Origin of the sequence: Streptomyces sp. NBC_00306 (genome assembly GCF_036169555.1) — a bacterium.
Taxonomy (GTDB): Bacteria; Actinomycetota; Actinomycetes; order Streptomycetales; family Streptomycetaceae; genus Streptomyces; species Streptomyces achmelvichensis.
The window spans coordinates 100,523-116,215 of sequence record NZ_CP108032.1; the positions used below are offsets into that span (position 1 = coordinate 100,523).

Sequence of the window (15,693 nt, forward strand, 5' to 3'; positions counted from 1 at the left end):
AACGGCGCGGGTGTTAGCTTCATCCCCGTGGTGAAACACCAGGATGAAACCAGGGCGGCTTACGACGGGGTCGTCGAACTCTATGCGTCGCTGTTCAGTGATCGGCTGGAGACGCGGCCGTTCACCCGGGCAATGATCGGCACCTTCGCCGAGCTGGTGCGGGGTACGGGAAACCTGCGGACCGCCGACGTCGGGTGCGGGCCGGGACATCTGACGGCGATGCTGCACGACCTGGGTCTGGACGCCTTCGGGCTCGACCTCTCCCCGGCCATGATCGAGCATGCCCGGCGGGCTCACCCGTCGCTACGGTTCGACGAGGCACCGATGGAGGCGCTGCCGGTCGAAGACGGCACGCTCGGCGGCGTACTGGCCCACTACTCCATGATCCACACTCCGCCTGAGGAACTGCCCGCGCTGCTCGACGAGCAGGTTCGAGCCCTGGCACCGGGGGGCCTGCTCCTGGTCTCGTTCTTCGCCACCGACGGACCGGAGCCGGTCCGCTTCGACCACAAGGTGACACCCGCCTACAGCTGGCCGGTGGACCGATTCGCCGAGTTGCTGGCCGGGGCCGGGCTCGTCACGTTCGCCCGGCTGCTCCACGACCCGGCCACCGAGCGGGGCTTCCTCGACGCCCACCTGCTGGCCCGCCTCCACTAGGCCTGTATGGCGTTGTGGTCGGTCACCGTCCTTTGTTGGCCCAGGTGGTCAACGACGATGCGCTGACCTGTCCGGGCCGGCCGACCGAGGCCATGCGTCGGGTGAACTGACGACCCGCTGGTTGCTGGGCTCCCCACCCGAAGGCCCGGTACGAGAGGGAGTTCACGCTGGTCGACGGCGAACCACAGAGCGGATCGCGGCGGCTCACGCACAGTACTCGGCTCACCGTCGACATCCTGTTGAGGCGTGAGAAACCGGGTCGCCCCGGCCGGCCTCCCGCCGGACTCGAAACCGCGCGTGGACGGCGGCCTGACCCAGGTGGAACCGATGGGAGCGCTACGGCCGAGGCGGGCGCGGAGTCGAGCCGGTCTCCGAATGTGGGCATGACCGGCTACTCCCCCATGCCCGCCTGGATCAGGCTGCCGTCCTTGATGAAGCGGGCCAAGTTGAGGTCAGGCACTTCGGGCAGGAGGTGCCCCCGCCCCCGCGCCGCGTCGCCGATACGCCCACGTCTCTCCGCAACGAGGGAGCATCGGCGCCTGGCGGCGAACCGGGTGCCATCGCTAAGAACGCCGGGCGCCGCCGGGGAAGAAGGGCACCCTCGGGGCAGCATCAGTGACGGTGCGCAGGACGGTCGTGCCGGCGAGCACCAGCATGGACAACGGCGAACCGGCCCACCGCGTCAGGCCCTTCTGCAGGTCCGGGTCGACTTCGATCGTCACGCTGACGTATCTGGTGTGCAGCGTGGTGACCTTCGCGGGCCGCGCAGCGCTGTCCCTTCCGCGCTCCAGTGCCGCGCGGTATCTGTCCTTGCGCTCCGTCATGAAGCTTCCTGACGTTTGATGAGTTCCTCGGCGAGGTCCATGTACGCCGAGCCTTTCGCTCGGACCGGGCTTCCAAATGACTGGGCGTACAGGTCGAGCCGCGCGATCTGGGTGTTCAACACCACGAAGCCCCATTCGGTGAGCGCCTCACGAGCGTCGGAGTCGGGGCCGGTACGCGTGGCATCGGGACGATTGGTGCGATTCAATACGACCACGGCCCGGGCCGGCTCGGCGCGCAGCGACTGCACCTCGTCCATCTCGGACCGGATAGGTGCCATCCGGTCCAGTTCGATGGGCGCGGGAGTCACCGGAATGATCCACTCGCTCGCGTACCTCATGATGCTGCGGGCGATACGAGGGTGGTCCTCCAATTGCGGCGCATCGAGCACCACTGCCTGCCTGTTGCCCAGGAAGTCGTTCACGCGACGGTGCACGTCTCCCACCGGCAGGGCGATGACAGGAAACGGAAAGCCGTCCGCCAGTTCACTCCAGCGCAGCGCGGAGGAGGCTGGGTCGCCGTCGACCAGAAGCGGCGAATAGCCCGACTCGTGAAGGGCGTGCGCCAGCCATACAGCGCTGGTCGTCTTGCCGACTCCGGGCTTGAGGTTCACAAAAGCGCAGCTCAGGGGCACGGGCACACCGTAGCCGTCTGATCCCCGCTTGGGTCCGACAGAGAGTGCGACACTCTGCCGTTCACCCGCACGCCCCGGCACCGACGTGCTGGGGATGGTCGGCTCCACCTTCGACTCGTGGCGAGCCCACTGGCACCTGGCCCGCCTTTCGACATCACCCCAGCGCCTCGGCGATCCGTCACCGACATGCTCCCGCCCTCTGCCGACCGCGGACCGCCCACGCGCGTCCGGCGGCTGTGTGGTCGCGCGGCCCACCCCCGGCCGGCGGGACTCGGCTCGGGGGTGGGCCGTCGGCTCAGACCGACGCCGGGAATTGCTCGCGGACCTGATGCCGCCCGAGGAGCTGGACAATCTGTGCCAAGGCCTCCGTGCCGTCACCGTGAGGCCACACCTGGCGTGTCCCTTCGGCAGAGGTCTTCAACCACGTGCTCCAGCAGTGCGCTGAACGCTGCGCCGGACGCAGCGCCGCCCAGTGGAGCGCGGCCGTACTGCGGTGAGGGATCATGTTGCGCTTGGGTGGGGGGCCTGCTCCGTGCGGCCCATCATCACTGCGCATCAAGCCAGTTGTGAGGTGAGAGACGGGTGCTGCCCTTCAGGCAGGTTTCGGCCGCTCGTGAGAATGGCCTGTTCCGCCGGCGTTGCGGCACGTTGCCATTCTGGGGCGAGTGCGGCGTACGTGGTGACGTCGTGCCAGTAGCCCTGGGTGCGAAACAGTTCCCTCAGGGTCGCTTCGGGACGAAGTCCAGCGGCGAGCATGACATCGCGCATGCGCGAGTGGTCAGCCCGGTGGCCGGCCCAGATGCGATGCAGCCCGAGCGGACCGAAACCATAGGCCAGCAGGAGGCGTCCGGCTTCGTGACCATGGCCGCGCACGGGCGCGTCGGGCAGCAGGACGAGCCCCGTCAGCATGCCGTTGCTGCCGTAGTCCTCGACGAGGAGGCCCATCAGGCCCACCATGATGTCCGTGCCCGGCGCACACACGGCGAGGGTGTGCCTGCGGCGGGGGTGAGCGACGGGCTGGGCGAGACACTGGGCGAACGCGTCCTGCGCCTGGCGCGCGTCCATCCGGTCCGTTCCGAGGTAGCGCGTGAGGACGCGGTGGGTGTGGATACGCTCGAAAGGCTCGAGGTCGGTGGCCCGCAGTTCACGCAACCACAGATGCTCACCGTGCAGCTCGGGTACCCGTTTCATGAAGCGGCTCCGACAGCAACTGCGGCCTGCCCGGCGGCGATGAGTGCTTCGAGATCGACGTAGTGGCGTCCCGAGGGCACAGGAGCGCCCAGCAGAATACGCCGGGCCGTGTCGGTGACCAGGGCCCCGCCGAGCGTGACGCCGCTCGCCAGTTGCGGCCAGCTCGACAAGGTGCGACCGATCCGGCCCAGCGCGTCGGTCATGGCCGAGCTGAGGCGGCTCTCGTCCACGATCCGCAGCATCAGGTCAAGGGCACCGGCGGCGTCGAGGCCGCGGACATCCCGCGCAGTGGTTGAGCCGATCCGCCCGTGGAAGAGGGGGCGGTCCGGATCCTGGTCGAAGCGTTCCACATCGAGCAGCCCACGATCGTTGGTGTCCATCAGCACCGGGATACGCCGATCGCGGGCGTACTCGCGCGCGGCGAACTTCACCCACGGGGTATCGCATTCCTCGATGAGCAGGTCGAGGCCTTGGTCCGGAGTGCCGCCGAAGAAGTCCTCGATGGTCTCCTCCGTCACTCCCGCGGGGAAGATCTCGATGTCGAGATAGGGGTCGATCTCGTACATCTGACGGGCGCACAGCACAGCCTTGTCCACGCCGAGGTCATGGATTCCGGCGCGGAGCCGATTGAGGTTGGACAGGCCCAACCGGTCGAAATCCGCCAGACGGAACGATCCGCCGACTCCTTCCATGGCACAGGTGAGCGCCGCGGCGTTTCCCACCGACAACCCGATCACGCCGATGCGAGAGCGGAGCAGTGTCCGCTGTTCCTGGCGGGTGATCTTGTCGCGGTTGCGGTCGGTGCGGACCAGACGGAATTCCTCCGCGGGCAGGACGTGAACCAACCGCCCTGACCACGGGTACCAGACCCAAGCGCCGTAGTGCCGGCGTGGAACGCCGGCGCACATCTCGTCGACGCCGGCAGCCAGCCTCGCTGCATCCAGGGGTTCTCCTGGACGCCTACAGCGCAGCAGCTCCTCCAACTGGTCGTCGATGCGGTCGTGAACCTCTCGTACGGCGCCCGACTCCCGCAGCGCGGTGAGGGCTGCTTGCCCATCGGGTTCCGCGGGGTACATGACCACGGGCCGATGACTGTCTTCCCGCAATGTGCCTGGCTCGAGAAGGGGGTCTGGGCGCCCGTTGACTGAAGCATCTGAATGAATCACGAGTCGGGAAGCTAGCAGCCGAACGATCTTGGAAAGCCCTTGTCACACGGGGGCGCACGCTCGAATTCATGCGCGACTCCTGTGCCGGCTTTCACGCCCCTCTCGCCCTCCACACACCCCAACTTCTGCTCGGTGAAGGCTTGTTCCAGGGCGGCGACGGGGGCGCCGACGAAGGCGGCGTGAACCCCGCCTGCCGCACCGGCGCGTTCGCCTTGCCAACCGGCCGCAGCGGCCCTCTCCCTCCCGCCCTCCATCAAGAAGGAGCCGGGAGGAGCAGCTGCCCTCCGAAACTCCAACCGGTCCTCTCCTCGGACACCTGCCGCTTCGCCCACAGCAGTACACCGGCTACGTCGCCGTCGGCGAAGTCCCGGTGACCACGCTTGGGATGGTTGCGAACCTCCAGTGAGGATGCCCTGGAATGCCTGTATTTCACATGGCATCTACGGTCCGAAGCTATCTGCCCGGATTCGCACCACTTGCCCATCATCCCCCTTGCCGCATCGGACCGTTGCCGACCCCGCGGGCCGGGAGTGACGAGGGTTGGTATCGACTCGCAGCCAGAGATGAAACGGAGGAAATGGTTCCGTGACATCCGCCACAGCCATTCCGGCACAAAGGGGGCCGCTGGCAGCGACCCCGCCTGGTGACATAAGGATATTTGTCCATCTCGGTGCGATCGCGCCTCTTCCCGCGTCGGGCGGCTTTCGGACCTCGTCGCATATGCAACTGCCTGTCGGGCGCACAGGCTCTTTTGATGGGGCGTCAAAGGGCGTGGGGCGTTCCGCATACACGCCCGCACGCTCTTGGCAAGGGCGATCCGAACCTACGATCGTGTGCCGTAGTCGCTGCTCGTTGCCCTCCGCGTTCAGCGGTCCTAACAATGGCTGCCCGCAAAGGCGCCACCACAGGTCACCCACATAACGGACCGGGCCAACCGCTTTCGGTGGCGCTCCGCGATGCCGAGTGAGGTCACACATGAGCAAGCACCGCAGGACGAAGCACTACCGGAAGATCACCATCGCGGCCGTCGCCATGGCGGCCGTGGGTGTGCCCTCTGTCGCCATGGCTTGTATGGATCCTGACGGGACCCAGGACAGCCGGTCCCACGACCGTTGGAAGAATGCACACGCCGAGCAGCGGTGGCAGGGGGACGAGCCCGACCAGCGGTGGGACAGGGACACGTGGGACCGGAAGCCGACCCGCCCCGACGCGCAGACGCCCTCGACGACGCCCGGCACCCCGAAGCCGGCCGCGCCGAAGCCCGCGGCACCCAAGCCCGCGGCGCCGAAGCCGACGGCGCCCAAGCCTTCCGCACCCAAGCCCGCAGCGCCGAAGCCCTCGGCGCCCAAGCCCGCAGCGCCGGTGTCCGGCGACGTCGCCCGCGTCGTGGCACTCGTCAACAGTGAGCGCAGCAAGGCGGGATGCTCGCCGGTGAAGTCGAACGCGAAGCTGGCCAAGGCCGCGCAGGATCACAGCAAGGACATGGCGGCCCACCGGAACATGTCCCACACGGGCTCCGACGGATCGGATCCGGGTCAGCGGATCACGCGTGCCGGCTACCAGTGGAGCACCTACGGCGAGAACGTCGCCTACGGCTACAACACCCCCGAGAGCGTCATGGCGGGCTGGATGTCCAGCCCCGGCCACAAGCGCAACATCCTCAACTGCGCGTTCAAGGAGATCGGTGTCGGCCACGCGCAGCCCGACGACTACTGGACGCAGGACTTCGGCACCGCGCGCTAGGCAGCACCGCGGAAAACCGGCGAGACAGCACAACACGGACGGATCCGCCCACATCATCACCGGGCTGTCCACCGTCGCTCACCTCGCCGGAAGCCCTGCCCACCACCGCACCGCCGGAGAGACGGCGATCATCTTCGAGGGACGGCGGCCGCCTGACAGCGGCCGCCGTCCGGGGCGAAAGCATGGGCCGTCGGCTGCCGTACCCGCGGAGCCCGCCTGAACGCGCGATGCGGTGCAGCGACGCGGCGCGGATACGGAGGCGGCGCGGATACCGGCGCAGAGACATACGGACGCAGCAGCTGTCCGTACCGGTCATCTGCGGCGTCGACCCCGCTCCTCGTTGCCCATCGCCGCTTGATCCACATCCGGGACCGAAGGCTGCCGGAGAGAACCACCCGGCCTGCCGTCACAAGTCCTCGGTGTCGAACAGGTCGAGCAGTGCCTCGCCGTCCCCGTTCGGCCCCGGCATGGCCTGCTGGGACCAGATGATCTTCCCCTCGGCTGTGTAACGGGTTCCCCAGCGTTCGGCCATTTTGGCCACGAGGAACAGCCCGCGGCCTCCCTCGTCCATCGTCGCGGCGTACCTCAGATGCGGCGACGTGCTGCTTCCGTCGGCCACCTCGCAGGTCAGGCCGTGATCGTTCACCAGCCGGACCCGGATCGCCCCGGAGCCGTAACGGATGGCGTTGGTGACCAGCTCGCTGAGGATGAGCTCGGTGCTGAACGTCAGCTCGGACAGCCCCCACTCGTCCAGCTGCGCTGTGGCCGCCGCCCGCGTCTCCGCCACCGCGCTCGGGTCGCGCGGCACATCCCACTCGGCGACCCGGTCGGGCCCGAACACCCGCGCACGGGCGATCAGGAGCGCCACATCGTCCTTGGGGCGGGCGGGCAGCAGCGCGCTCAGCACCGCCTGGCAGCTCTCCTCCGGTGGCCGCCCGGGATGCGCCAGGGCGCGACGCAGTTCCTCGATACCGACGTCGATGTCACGGCCGCGCTCCTCGATCAGCCCGTCCGTGTAGAGAACGAGCTGGGTCCCTTCGGCCAGCTCCAACTCCGCGGCCTCGAAGGGCATACCGCCGAGTCCCAGCGGCGGCCCGGCCGGAAGGTCAGCGAACTCGACGGTGCCGTCCGGGCGTACCAGGGCGGGTGGCAGGTGTCCGGCACGGGCCATGGTGCAGCGCCGTGAGACCGGGTCGTAGATCGCGTAGAGACAGGTCGCACCTGTCATCTCCTGGCCACCGTCGCAGTCCGACTCGTCCTGGTCGATGCCTCCGACGAGATCGTCGAGATGGCCGAGGATCTCCTCGGGCGGCAGGTCGAGCGTGGAGAAGTTGTGCACCGCGGTGCGCAGTCGTCCCATCGTCGCTGCGGCGTGCAGACCATGGCCGACGACATCGCCGACCACCAGCGCGACCCGGCTCCCGGGCAGCGGGATGACGTCGAACCAGTCGCCACCCACCCCTGACTGCGCCGGCAGATAGCGGTGCGCGACCTGCATGGCGCTCTGCTCCGGCAGGGTACGGGGAAGCAGACTGCGCTGGAGCGTCACGGCCAGTGCGTGCTCGCGCGTGTAGCGGCGCGCATTGTCCACGGACACCGCGGCGCGGGCGACCAGTTCCTCGGCCAGGGAGAGGTCCTCCTCCTCGAAGGCGCCCGGCTTCTGCGAGCGCCAGAAATTGGCCACGCCGAGGACCACGCCCCGGGCCTGGAGTGGCACCGTGATGAGCGAATGGATGCCGTACTCGACGATCTCCTGCGCCCGCTCCGGGTCCTGGGCCTGCCAGCCCGGCGCCTGCGACAGATCGGTCACCACCTCCGCCCGCCCACTGCCCAGCCCCCGGGCCTGCGGCGTCGAGGGCACGAACATGATCAGTCGGTCCCGGGGATAGAGGGGATGATCGTCACGGATGCCGCTCACGCCGGTGCGGCGCATGGTGCCACTGCCGTTCGGCTCCTCGCCGTGCAGTACGGGGTCGGCGATATCGACGGTGACGAAGTCGGCGAAGCGGGGGACCGCGACGTCGGCCAGCTCCTGGGCGGTACGCCGGACGTCGAGTGTGCTGCCGATGCCGACGCCGGCGTCGTACAGCAGCTTGAGCCGTGTGCGGGCGACCTCCGCGCGGCCCGTCAGCGCCTGGAGCTCGGTGGAGTCGCGAATCGTGGCCACGGCACCCGTCGGGCCGGCCGATCCGTGCGTCGGGCGCTGGTTGATGACCAGCAGCCTGTCCGCGGCTGCTTGGACTTCGTCCGTGGCCGCACGTCCGGAGGCCAGCAGATCGGCCGTCGCGGCATCGAGACCGGGCAGATCGGCGACGCGCTGTCCCTCACAGTCGGGATGCAGCTCCAGCAGCCGTCTGGCCTCGTCGTTGGCCAGTACGAGCCGTCCGTCGTCGCCGATGATCACGACACCTTCACGCACGGCGTGCAGCACCGCATCGTGGTGCTCGTACATCCGGGCCAGCTCGGCCGGGCCGAGCAGATGGGTCTGCCGTTTCAGCCGTCTCGCCGCCAGTGCCGTGCCGCCCATCGCCAGCGCGAGGGCCGCGGCGCCCGCGCCGAGGATGACCGGCAGCTGCTCGTACACCGCGCCGGTGACGCTCGCGACGGTCAGACCCGCGGAGACCAGGCCCACGACGGAGCCGTCGGGCGCCCTGACGGGGACGACGGCCTGCACCTCCTGGCCGAGGGGACCGTCGACGCTCTCGACGGTGACCTTTCCCGCCAGCGAGGGCTCGATCGTGCCCACGAAACGCCGCCCGATCCGCTCCGGCTGGGGATGGGTGTAGCGGATCCCCTTGGTGTCCATGACGACGATGAAGTCGACGCCCGCGGCTTTACGGGTCTCCTCGGTGATCGGCTGGAGCACCCGGGCCGGATCGGGCGACTGCAGAGCCGCGAGCAGACCCGGCGTCTGCGCGAACGTTTCCGCCACGGCGATCGATCGCGTCCTGGCCTCCCGGTTGCCGTCGTACCGGGACTGAAGAAGCAGCGCCACGACCGCCACGAGAACGAGCAGAACCACGACCACGACCTGCAGGAGGAACACCTGCCCGGCGACGCTCCTGGGGCGTTTGTCGATCCGTGGTTGAACCGACACACCACGGAATCGGTCAAAACGCCTGATCACGCCTCCTTTCTAGCATCACTGGAGGTAATCGGGCTATACCTGTCCGGTAGTCGCCGGCCAGGCCTCCGCCGGCCCACGGTGCCGTACGTCGCCCGGGATGGCCGGCGACCACGGCCGGGGGCGCGAGAACCGTGCCGAACCGGGAAGGGGAAACCCGCTCTGCTTCCCCCATCAGGGTCGCAAGCCGGCCCGCCGGAGTGCGACCTCCGACAGGTCGGCGATGACGTGCTGGTCCCCGCGGCGCCAGGCGTCAGCGAGACCGCCGGGTGGGGCTTGCAGCCGGGCAAGATCGCCAGGCGGGCCGGTGAGGGCGCGCAGTGCGAGCAGATCGGCGCCTCCCGGTGCGTCGAGGAGTCGTCGAAGATCGCCGCTGCGCCGCATCCAGCGCAGGCGCGGCGGCAGCCACAGCAACAGGACGAAGACGACGGGAATGACGATCAGAGCCGTTGTCGTCAGAGTGGCGATCTGGCCGACCGTGTCCTGGGCCGACTGTCCGGCGTCGGCGAACCCGGTACTGGCATCGGCTGCCGACTGGAGCGGCTTCTTCAGCAGGTCGCCGACGAGTGGCACGTCAGAGGCCGCGTCGCCGGCGTTGTCGAGTTCGGTGGCGAGGTTGTCGCCCGAACTCTCGACCTTCCGCCCCGGCTCGACCAACAGCATGATCGCTTCGCGGACGACGAGGGCGAACTTCACCGCGGCAGCCATCAGGACCAGGGCGATCAGGTCTCCGAGCACCTGGCGGTTCCGACGAGCTGGGGTCTGGGCGTAGAGGCGCATCGGCGGGCTCCCGTTCGGTCACGGCATCGAGGAGAACCGGCCCCCGCCGGGAGAGGCTCAGCCGGTCGGTCGACCGTACGTCGGACTGGACCTTTCCATCGGTCTCCGTGGGCAAACGTCCGGGACGCGACGCCTGGTCGGCGTACGGCGCGCGGCGCGGTAGGCCGCCGACGGTCAGGAGCGGATCGCCTTTCGTGGGCCGTCGGCGCGGCCTTCGCAGCGTCGGCCGGCGCAGGGCGGTCCCCGCCAGGGATACCGGCGCGGACCGCGCCCGACACAGACCACGAGCCTTCGTCCTCGCCTGGCACCTCGTCACCCTGCCGCGCGCCCGCCCCCACCTGCACGCGGTGGAGCCCGCCGACATGGGGCGAAGCAGGACAACATCGCCCCACGAAGAAGAGTGTGACGGCCGTCACAGTCGCCTAGCGCTTGGAACACGGCCTGCCGAGCACTCGGCTCCCAAGCAGCCGCGGCGCCAAAGCCACGCCTGGCGCGGCGGGTGTCGGTCCGGCTGTGCGACGCGTCATCAGGGGGAACCATGAGGAACCGCGATGTGCAACGACAGGCAGTCGAGTACAAGAGGCGCCTCGCTGTGGTCTGGGCAGCGTTGTTCCTGTGCTGCGGCCTGTCCGTCGCCGTCTCCCTGGCGGCCACGGAAGCACTGCTGCGTCCCGATCCACGCTGGTGGCTTTCCGTGTGGTTCGCAGCGTGGGCCGTCACCACCGTCGCACTCTCCTGCTGGGTGGTTCTGCACACGCGCAAGAGGACTGACGCACGGTCACCTCGGGGCGCCCGCTCCAGGGCCTCGCGCCGAGCGGTCTCATCTTCGCTGTGACCCGGTCGGAACGTGGCGTGCGTAGAAAACGGCAACCTGCCTGATGCCCGCATGCCACGCGTCTCGGCGTGGTCGAGTCGACGTGCCGGCCCCGGGCGATGACAGCGAAAGCCCCGGCGTCCCGGCACCAGCGCCCGTCCCCGTGCAGCCGCCAGGTCCTGTCCGGGCGATCTTCGAGGATCAGCCTGTGGCGTCAGATGCGGTGCATCGGACGGCCGTGGGGGCACCCCCGCCGGAGGTGGGCGAGATCGTCCTCGTACTGGGCGCACTCGGGAGACTCCGACAACACAGCGAAGTGCCGCGGTTGTCGTCGCAGGCTCGCCCGGACAGGGCCCCAGCTGTCGCCTGCAAGCGTGGTCTGCGACGCCACCGCGGGTGAGGCGAAGCCGCGGGTGACACCAAGTGCTGCTCAAAGCCGGGTCAGTTCGTGGCTGAGGCGAATGGCCGGATCGGTATCCACGCACGCTCCGCCACACAGAGAACAGCTCATGCCGCCCGCTCCCGGGCCTCTCCGGTCCTGACGGCGCCGGGCACCGGTCATCAGGCCGGACTGCAACCACCCGTACGCCCGCCACCGCCCGCGTCCCGTTCCCTGGGTCGCCCCGTCTGCATGCCTCCCGCTCACACGCCGGAAAAAATCTTGGATGTGACCGGATCTCGTCGGTCGTCGGGCAAACGTCGTGCACCGCATTGCCACTGCATCGAAGTAATCCCGACGGCTTTCCAGGTCAGACGGGGTGCAACGGCCACTACGGTTTACCGGGATCCGGACCGAATCCGCATATTCACTCTCTTTTCCCCTTCACCGGCAATGCACAGGCATGCCGGTCGCCGTCCTGACGAAGGAGCCCTCGTCCGATGACCGTTGAGACCAGCCCGGAAGCCGAACTGGAGCCGCCCCCGCAGTCCAGTCTCAGCACGGCGGCTGCCCGCAACCTCGCCACCACGACCAAGTCCGCCCCGCAGATGCAGGAGATCACCTCCCGCTGGCTGCTGCGGATGCTCCCGTGGGTGGAGACCAAGGGTGGTACCTACCGGGTGAACCGCCGGCTCAGCTATACCGTCGGCGACGGCCGTGTCGAATTCGTACAGGACGGCGCACACGTCCGGGTGATCCCGCGCGAGCTGAGGGAACTGGCCCTGCTGCGCGGCTTCGAGGACGACGAGGTTCTCACCGCGCTCGCCGGGCGGTGCGTCCAGCGCGACTTCCGCGCCGGCGAGGTGCTTGCCGAGCGCGGCGCTCCTGCCGACCAGATCCACCTCATCGCCCACGGCAGGATCAGGCAGACCTCTGTCGGCAAGTACGGCGACGACATCGCCGTCGCCGTGCTCGCCGACGGCGACCGGTTCGGTGACCACGCCCTCCTGGCCCCTGAAGCCACATGGGACTTCACCGCCATTGCCGAGACCGCGGGGACCCTGCTCACCCTGTCCCGCGCCGAGTTCAGCGCCGTGATGTCCGCGGCACCCGGCCTCCAGGCCCACGTACGCGAATTCAGCGCCCTTCCGCAGCAGCGGCAGAACCGGCACGGCGAGGCCGAAATCGCGATGTCGGCCGGCCACACCGGCGAACCCGAACTGCCCGGCACCTACGTCGACTACGAGCCCCACCCGCGCGAGTACGAGCTCTCCATCGCGCAAACGGTGCTGCGGGTCCACACCAGGGTCGCCGACCTCTACAACGAGCCGATGAACCAGACCGAGGAGCAGCTGCGGCTCACCATCGAAGCGCTGCGCGAGCGGCAGGAATTCGAACTCATCAACAACCGCGAGTTCGGTCTGCTCCACAACGCCTCCTTCAAGCAGCGCATCCAGACCCATTCAGGGCCGCCCACTCCGGACGACCTCGACGAGCTGCTGTGCCGCCGCCGGGGCTCCAAGTTCTTCCTCGCCCACCCTCGGACGATTGCCGCGATGGGGCGCGAGTTCAACGCACGCGGGCTCTATCCGGACCACGTCGATCTCGGCGGACAGCAGGTCCCGGCCTGGCGCGGAGTTCCGATTCTGCCGTGCGGCAAGATCCCCATCACCAAGGAGAGCACCAGCTCCATCCTCTGCATGCGAACGGGCGAGGAGAACCAGGGGGTCATCGGCCTCCGCCAGACCGGTCTGCCGGAGGAGTACGAGCCCGGTCTGTCGGTGCGCTTCATGGGCCTCGACGAACGGTCGATCATCTCCTACCTGGTCACCACCTACTACTCCGCGGCCGTCCTGGTGCCTGACGCGCTCGGCGTGCTGGAGAACGTGCAGATCGCCCGTCGGCGCGCCTAGGCCCGGTCCGGACCCCCCGGTCGACCGGGCCCACCCGGAACCGGGGACAGTCACCCGCCTCATCAAGGAGCATTGGATGTCCGATCCCGGGCCTTCCACCGTGCAGTCGAGCCTGCCTGCCGCTGCGGCCCGCTTCGGGGCCCCCGTCGTCGACATCGCACGGGCCTCTGCCACCGAAGTCGCCTGCCCTCCCGTCCCAGCCGTCCCACCTGACCCACCCACGGCGCCTGACCCACCCGTTCCGCCTGACCCGTCCGCCCCGTCCGCCCTGGCGAGGGTTCTGCGCGGTCCCAGTGGCCTGGGCACGGCAGGCCTGTATCTGACCCCGCGTGAGGGTCAGCCGAAATCCCCCGAGCCCGACGCGCCTGTGGTGGGCCACCCGATCCCCGGCCTCTACCACCACCCCGTCCCGGAACCCGACCCGGCACGGGTGGAGGAAGTCAGCGCACGGATCAAGGCCTGGGCGCTGGAGGAAGTCGACCTGTACCCGGATGAGTGGGAGGACCAGTTCGACGGCTTCTCGGTAGGCCGCTACATGGTGGCCTGCCATCCGGACGCACCGACCGTCGACCACCTGATGATCGCCACCCGGCTGATGGTCGCCGAGAACGCGGTGGACGACTGCTACTGCGAGGACCACGGTGGTTCGCCCATCGGCCTCGGCGGACGGCTCCTCCTGGCGCACACCGCCCTCGACCACCTCCACACCACGGAGGAGTACGAGCCACAGTGGGCTCAGTCCCTCCACTCGGACGCCCCGCGCCGTGCATACCGCTCGGCCATGGAGTACTTCGTCCAGCAGTCCACCCCCTCCCAGGCCGACCGCTACCGGCACGACATGGCACGCCTGCATCTCGGGTACCTCGCCGAGGCGGCCTGGAGCCAGACCGACCACGTGCCCGAGGTGTGGGAGTACCTGGCGATGCGGCAGTTCAACAACTTCCGCCCCTGCCCCACCATCACGGACACGGTCGGCGGCTACGAGCTGCCGGCGGACCTCCACGCGCAGCCCGCCATGCAGCGCGTGATCGCGCTCGCCGGGAACGCCACCACCATCGTCAACGACCTGTACTCCTACACCAAGGAACTCGCCGCCCCCGGAAAGCACTTGAACCTGCCGGTGGTGATCGCCGAACGCGAAGGCGCGTCGGAACAGGACGCGTACCTCAAGGCGGTGGAGGTCCACAACGACCTGATGCACGCCTTCGAGGACGAGGCCGCCGCTCTCTCCGCGGCCTGCCCCGTCCCAGGTGTCCAGCGCTTCCTGCGGGGAGTCGCCGCATGGGTCGACGGCAACCACTACTGGCACCAGACCAACACCTACCGCTACAGCCTGCCCGACTTCTGGTAAGGATGGATTGACATGACGAACGCCGAACTCACCACCACCGAGGCCCCCACCGGACCCTCCGCGTTCATCCCGGCCCCGACGACTCCCTACCAGGGAGACATCGCCCGCTACTGGGACCATGAGGCCAGGCCGGTGAACCTGCGCCTCGGCGATGTCGACGGTCTCTACCACCACCACTACGGCATCGGTGACGTCGACCACGGTGCCCTCGGCGACGCCGATGACAGTGCGTACGAGAAGAGGCTGATCGCGGAGCTCCACCGGCTGGAATCGGCGCAGGCCGAACTCCTCCTCGACCACCTCGGCACCATCGGGCGTGACGACACCCTCATGGACGCCGGCTGCGGCCGCGGCGGCTCGATGGTCATGGCCCACCAGCGCTTCGGATGCAAGGTCGAAGGCGTCACCCTGTCCGCGAAGCAGGCTGAATTCGCCAACCGGCGCGCACGAGAACTCGGCATCGAAGACCATGTCCACGCCCGTGTCTGCAACATGCTCAACACGCCGTTCGAGACCGGCCGGGCCGCTGCCTCCTGGAACAACGAGTCCAGCATGTACGTCGACCTGCACGACCTCTTCGCCGAACACTCCCGCGTCCTGGAGGTGGGCGGCCGTTACGTGACCATCACCGGCTGCTGGAACCCCCGATACGGCCAGCCCTCCAAGTGGGTGTCCCAGATCAACGCGCACTTCGAGTGCAACATCCACTCCCGCCGGGAGTACCTGCGCGCGATGGCGGACAACCGCCTCGTACCGCAGGCCGTCATCGATCTGACCCCCGCGACCCTGCCCTACTGGGAACTGCGGGCCACGTCGCGGCTGGTCACCGGCATCGAAGAGGCGTTCATCAACTCCTACAAGGACGGCTCCTTCCAGTACCTCCTGATCGCGGCCGACCGCATCTGACCGAGCGCATCTGACCGAGCGCCGCCGACCGGCGCGGCGCACACCGCGGCTCCGGAGGGGGCGGACCTGTCTGCCGGCGGGCCCGCCCCCTCGGGGTACGCCACCACACATCCAGCGCCGGCTCGGCCGCGTCGGGAGGCTCGCCCCGAACTCGTCATGACCGGCAGGAACCGACGTCGCCCGGCGGGTCCTCCGCGACGCCCCACTCCACGA

The 15,693-nt window shown here is 68.9% G+C and carries 11 protein-coding genes; 5 read left to right on the forward strand and 6 right to left on the reverse strand.

Annotation, left to right across the window (positions count from 1 at the left end; translation table 11 throughout):
- The first annotated feature begins 27 nt into the window (after window positions 1-27).
- Entirely contained in the window at window positions 28-657 is a 630-nt protein-coding gene (locus OHA05_RS00475; RefSeq protein ID WP_328859398.1) for a class I SAM-dependent methyltransferase, read from the forward strand.
- A 563-nt stretch (window positions 658-1,220) separates the two neighbouring features.
- Here the strand turns inward: OHA05_RS00475 and OHA05_RS00480 are convergent.
- The 4 genes from OHA05_RS00480 to OHA05_RS00495 form a co-directional block, all read right to left on the reverse strand.
- Complete coding sequence (locus OHA05_RS00480) at window positions 1,221-1,481, reverse strand: hypothetical protein (RefSeq protein WP_328859399.1); 261 nt, start codon at window positions 1,479-1,481, stop codon at window positions 1,221-1,223.
- Window positions 1,478-2,113: a ParA family protein gene (locus tag OHA05_RS00485; protein WP_327686079.1), complete on the reverse strand. Its 636-nt coding sequence runs from the start codon at window positions 2,111-2,113 to the stop codon at window positions 1,478-1,480. The genes OHA05_RS00480 and OHA05_RS00485 overlap by 4 nt, the downstream gene beginning before the upstream one ends.
- Before the next feature lie 555 nt (window positions 2,114-2,668).
- A complete protein-coding gene (locus OHA05_RS00490; RefSeq protein WP_328859400.1) occupies window positions 2,669-3,304 on the reverse strand; it encodes a GNAT family N-acetyltransferase in 636 nt (211 codons plus the stop codon).
- Entirely contained in the window at window positions 3,301-4,470 is a 1,170-nt protein-coding gene (locus tag OHA05_RS00495; RefSeq protein ID WP_328859401.1) for a ThiF family adenylyltransferase, read from the reverse strand. Before OHA05_RS00495 ends, OHA05_RS00490 begins: the two co-directional genes overlap by 4 nt.
- A gap of 975 nt (window positions 4,471-5,445) precedes the next feature.
- Between OHA05_RS00495 and OHA05_RS00500 the strand changes: the two genes are divergently transcribed.
- Window positions 5,446-6,213, forward strand: a complete 768-nt coding sequence (locus OHA05_RS00500; RefSeq protein ID WP_328859402.1) for a CAP domain-containing protein — start codon at window positions 5,446-5,448, stop codon at window positions 6,211-6,213.
- A 406-nt stretch (window positions 6,214-6,619) separates the two neighbouring features.
- Here OHA05_RS00500 and OHA05_RS00505 read toward each other — a convergent pair whose 3' ends face one another.
- Together OHA05_RS00505 and OHA05_RS00510 are read right to left on the reverse strand one after the other, a co-directional pair.
- Window positions 6,620-9,310, reverse strand: coding sequence for a SpoIIE family protein phosphatase (locus OHA05_RS00505; RefSeq protein WP_328859403.1), 2,691 nt, complete (start codon window positions 9,308-9,310; stop codon window positions 6,620-6,622).
- A 201-nt stretch (window positions 9,311-9,511) separates the two neighbouring features.
- Window positions 9,512-10,117, reverse strand: coding sequence for a hypothetical protein (locus OHA05_RS00510; protein WP_328859404.1), 606 nt, complete (start codon window positions 10,115-10,117; stop codon window positions 9,512-9,514).
- 1,693 nt (window positions 10,118-11,810) lie between these two features.
- Here OHA05_RS00510 and OHA05_RS00515 point away from each other — a divergent pair.
- From OHA05_RS00515 to OHA05_RS00525, 3 genes are all read left to right on the forward strand, one after another.
- A complete protein-coding gene (locus OHA05_RS00515; RefSeq protein ID WP_328859405.1) occupies window positions 11,811-13,223 on the forward strand; it encodes a family 2B encapsulin nanocompartment shell protein in 1,413 nt (470 codons plus the stop codon).
- Between the two features lie 76 nt (window positions 13,224-13,299).
- Window positions 13,300-14,574 carry a family 2 encapsulin nanocompartment cargo protein terpene cyclase gene (locus OHA05_RS00520; protein WP_328859406.1) on the forward strand — a complete coding sequence of 425 codons (1,275 nt, stop codon included), beginning with the start codon at window positions 13,300-13,302 and terminating at the stop codon, window positions 14,572-14,574.
- A gap of 12 nt (window positions 14,575-14,586) precedes the next feature.
- Window positions 14,587-15,480: a geranyl diphosphate 2-C-methyltransferase gene (locus OHA05_RS00525; protein ID WP_328859407.1), complete on the forward strand. Its 894-nt coding sequence runs from the start codon at window positions 14,587-14,589 to the stop codon at window positions 15,478-15,480.
- The last annotated feature ends 213 nt before the right edge of the window (window positions 15,481-15,693 follow it).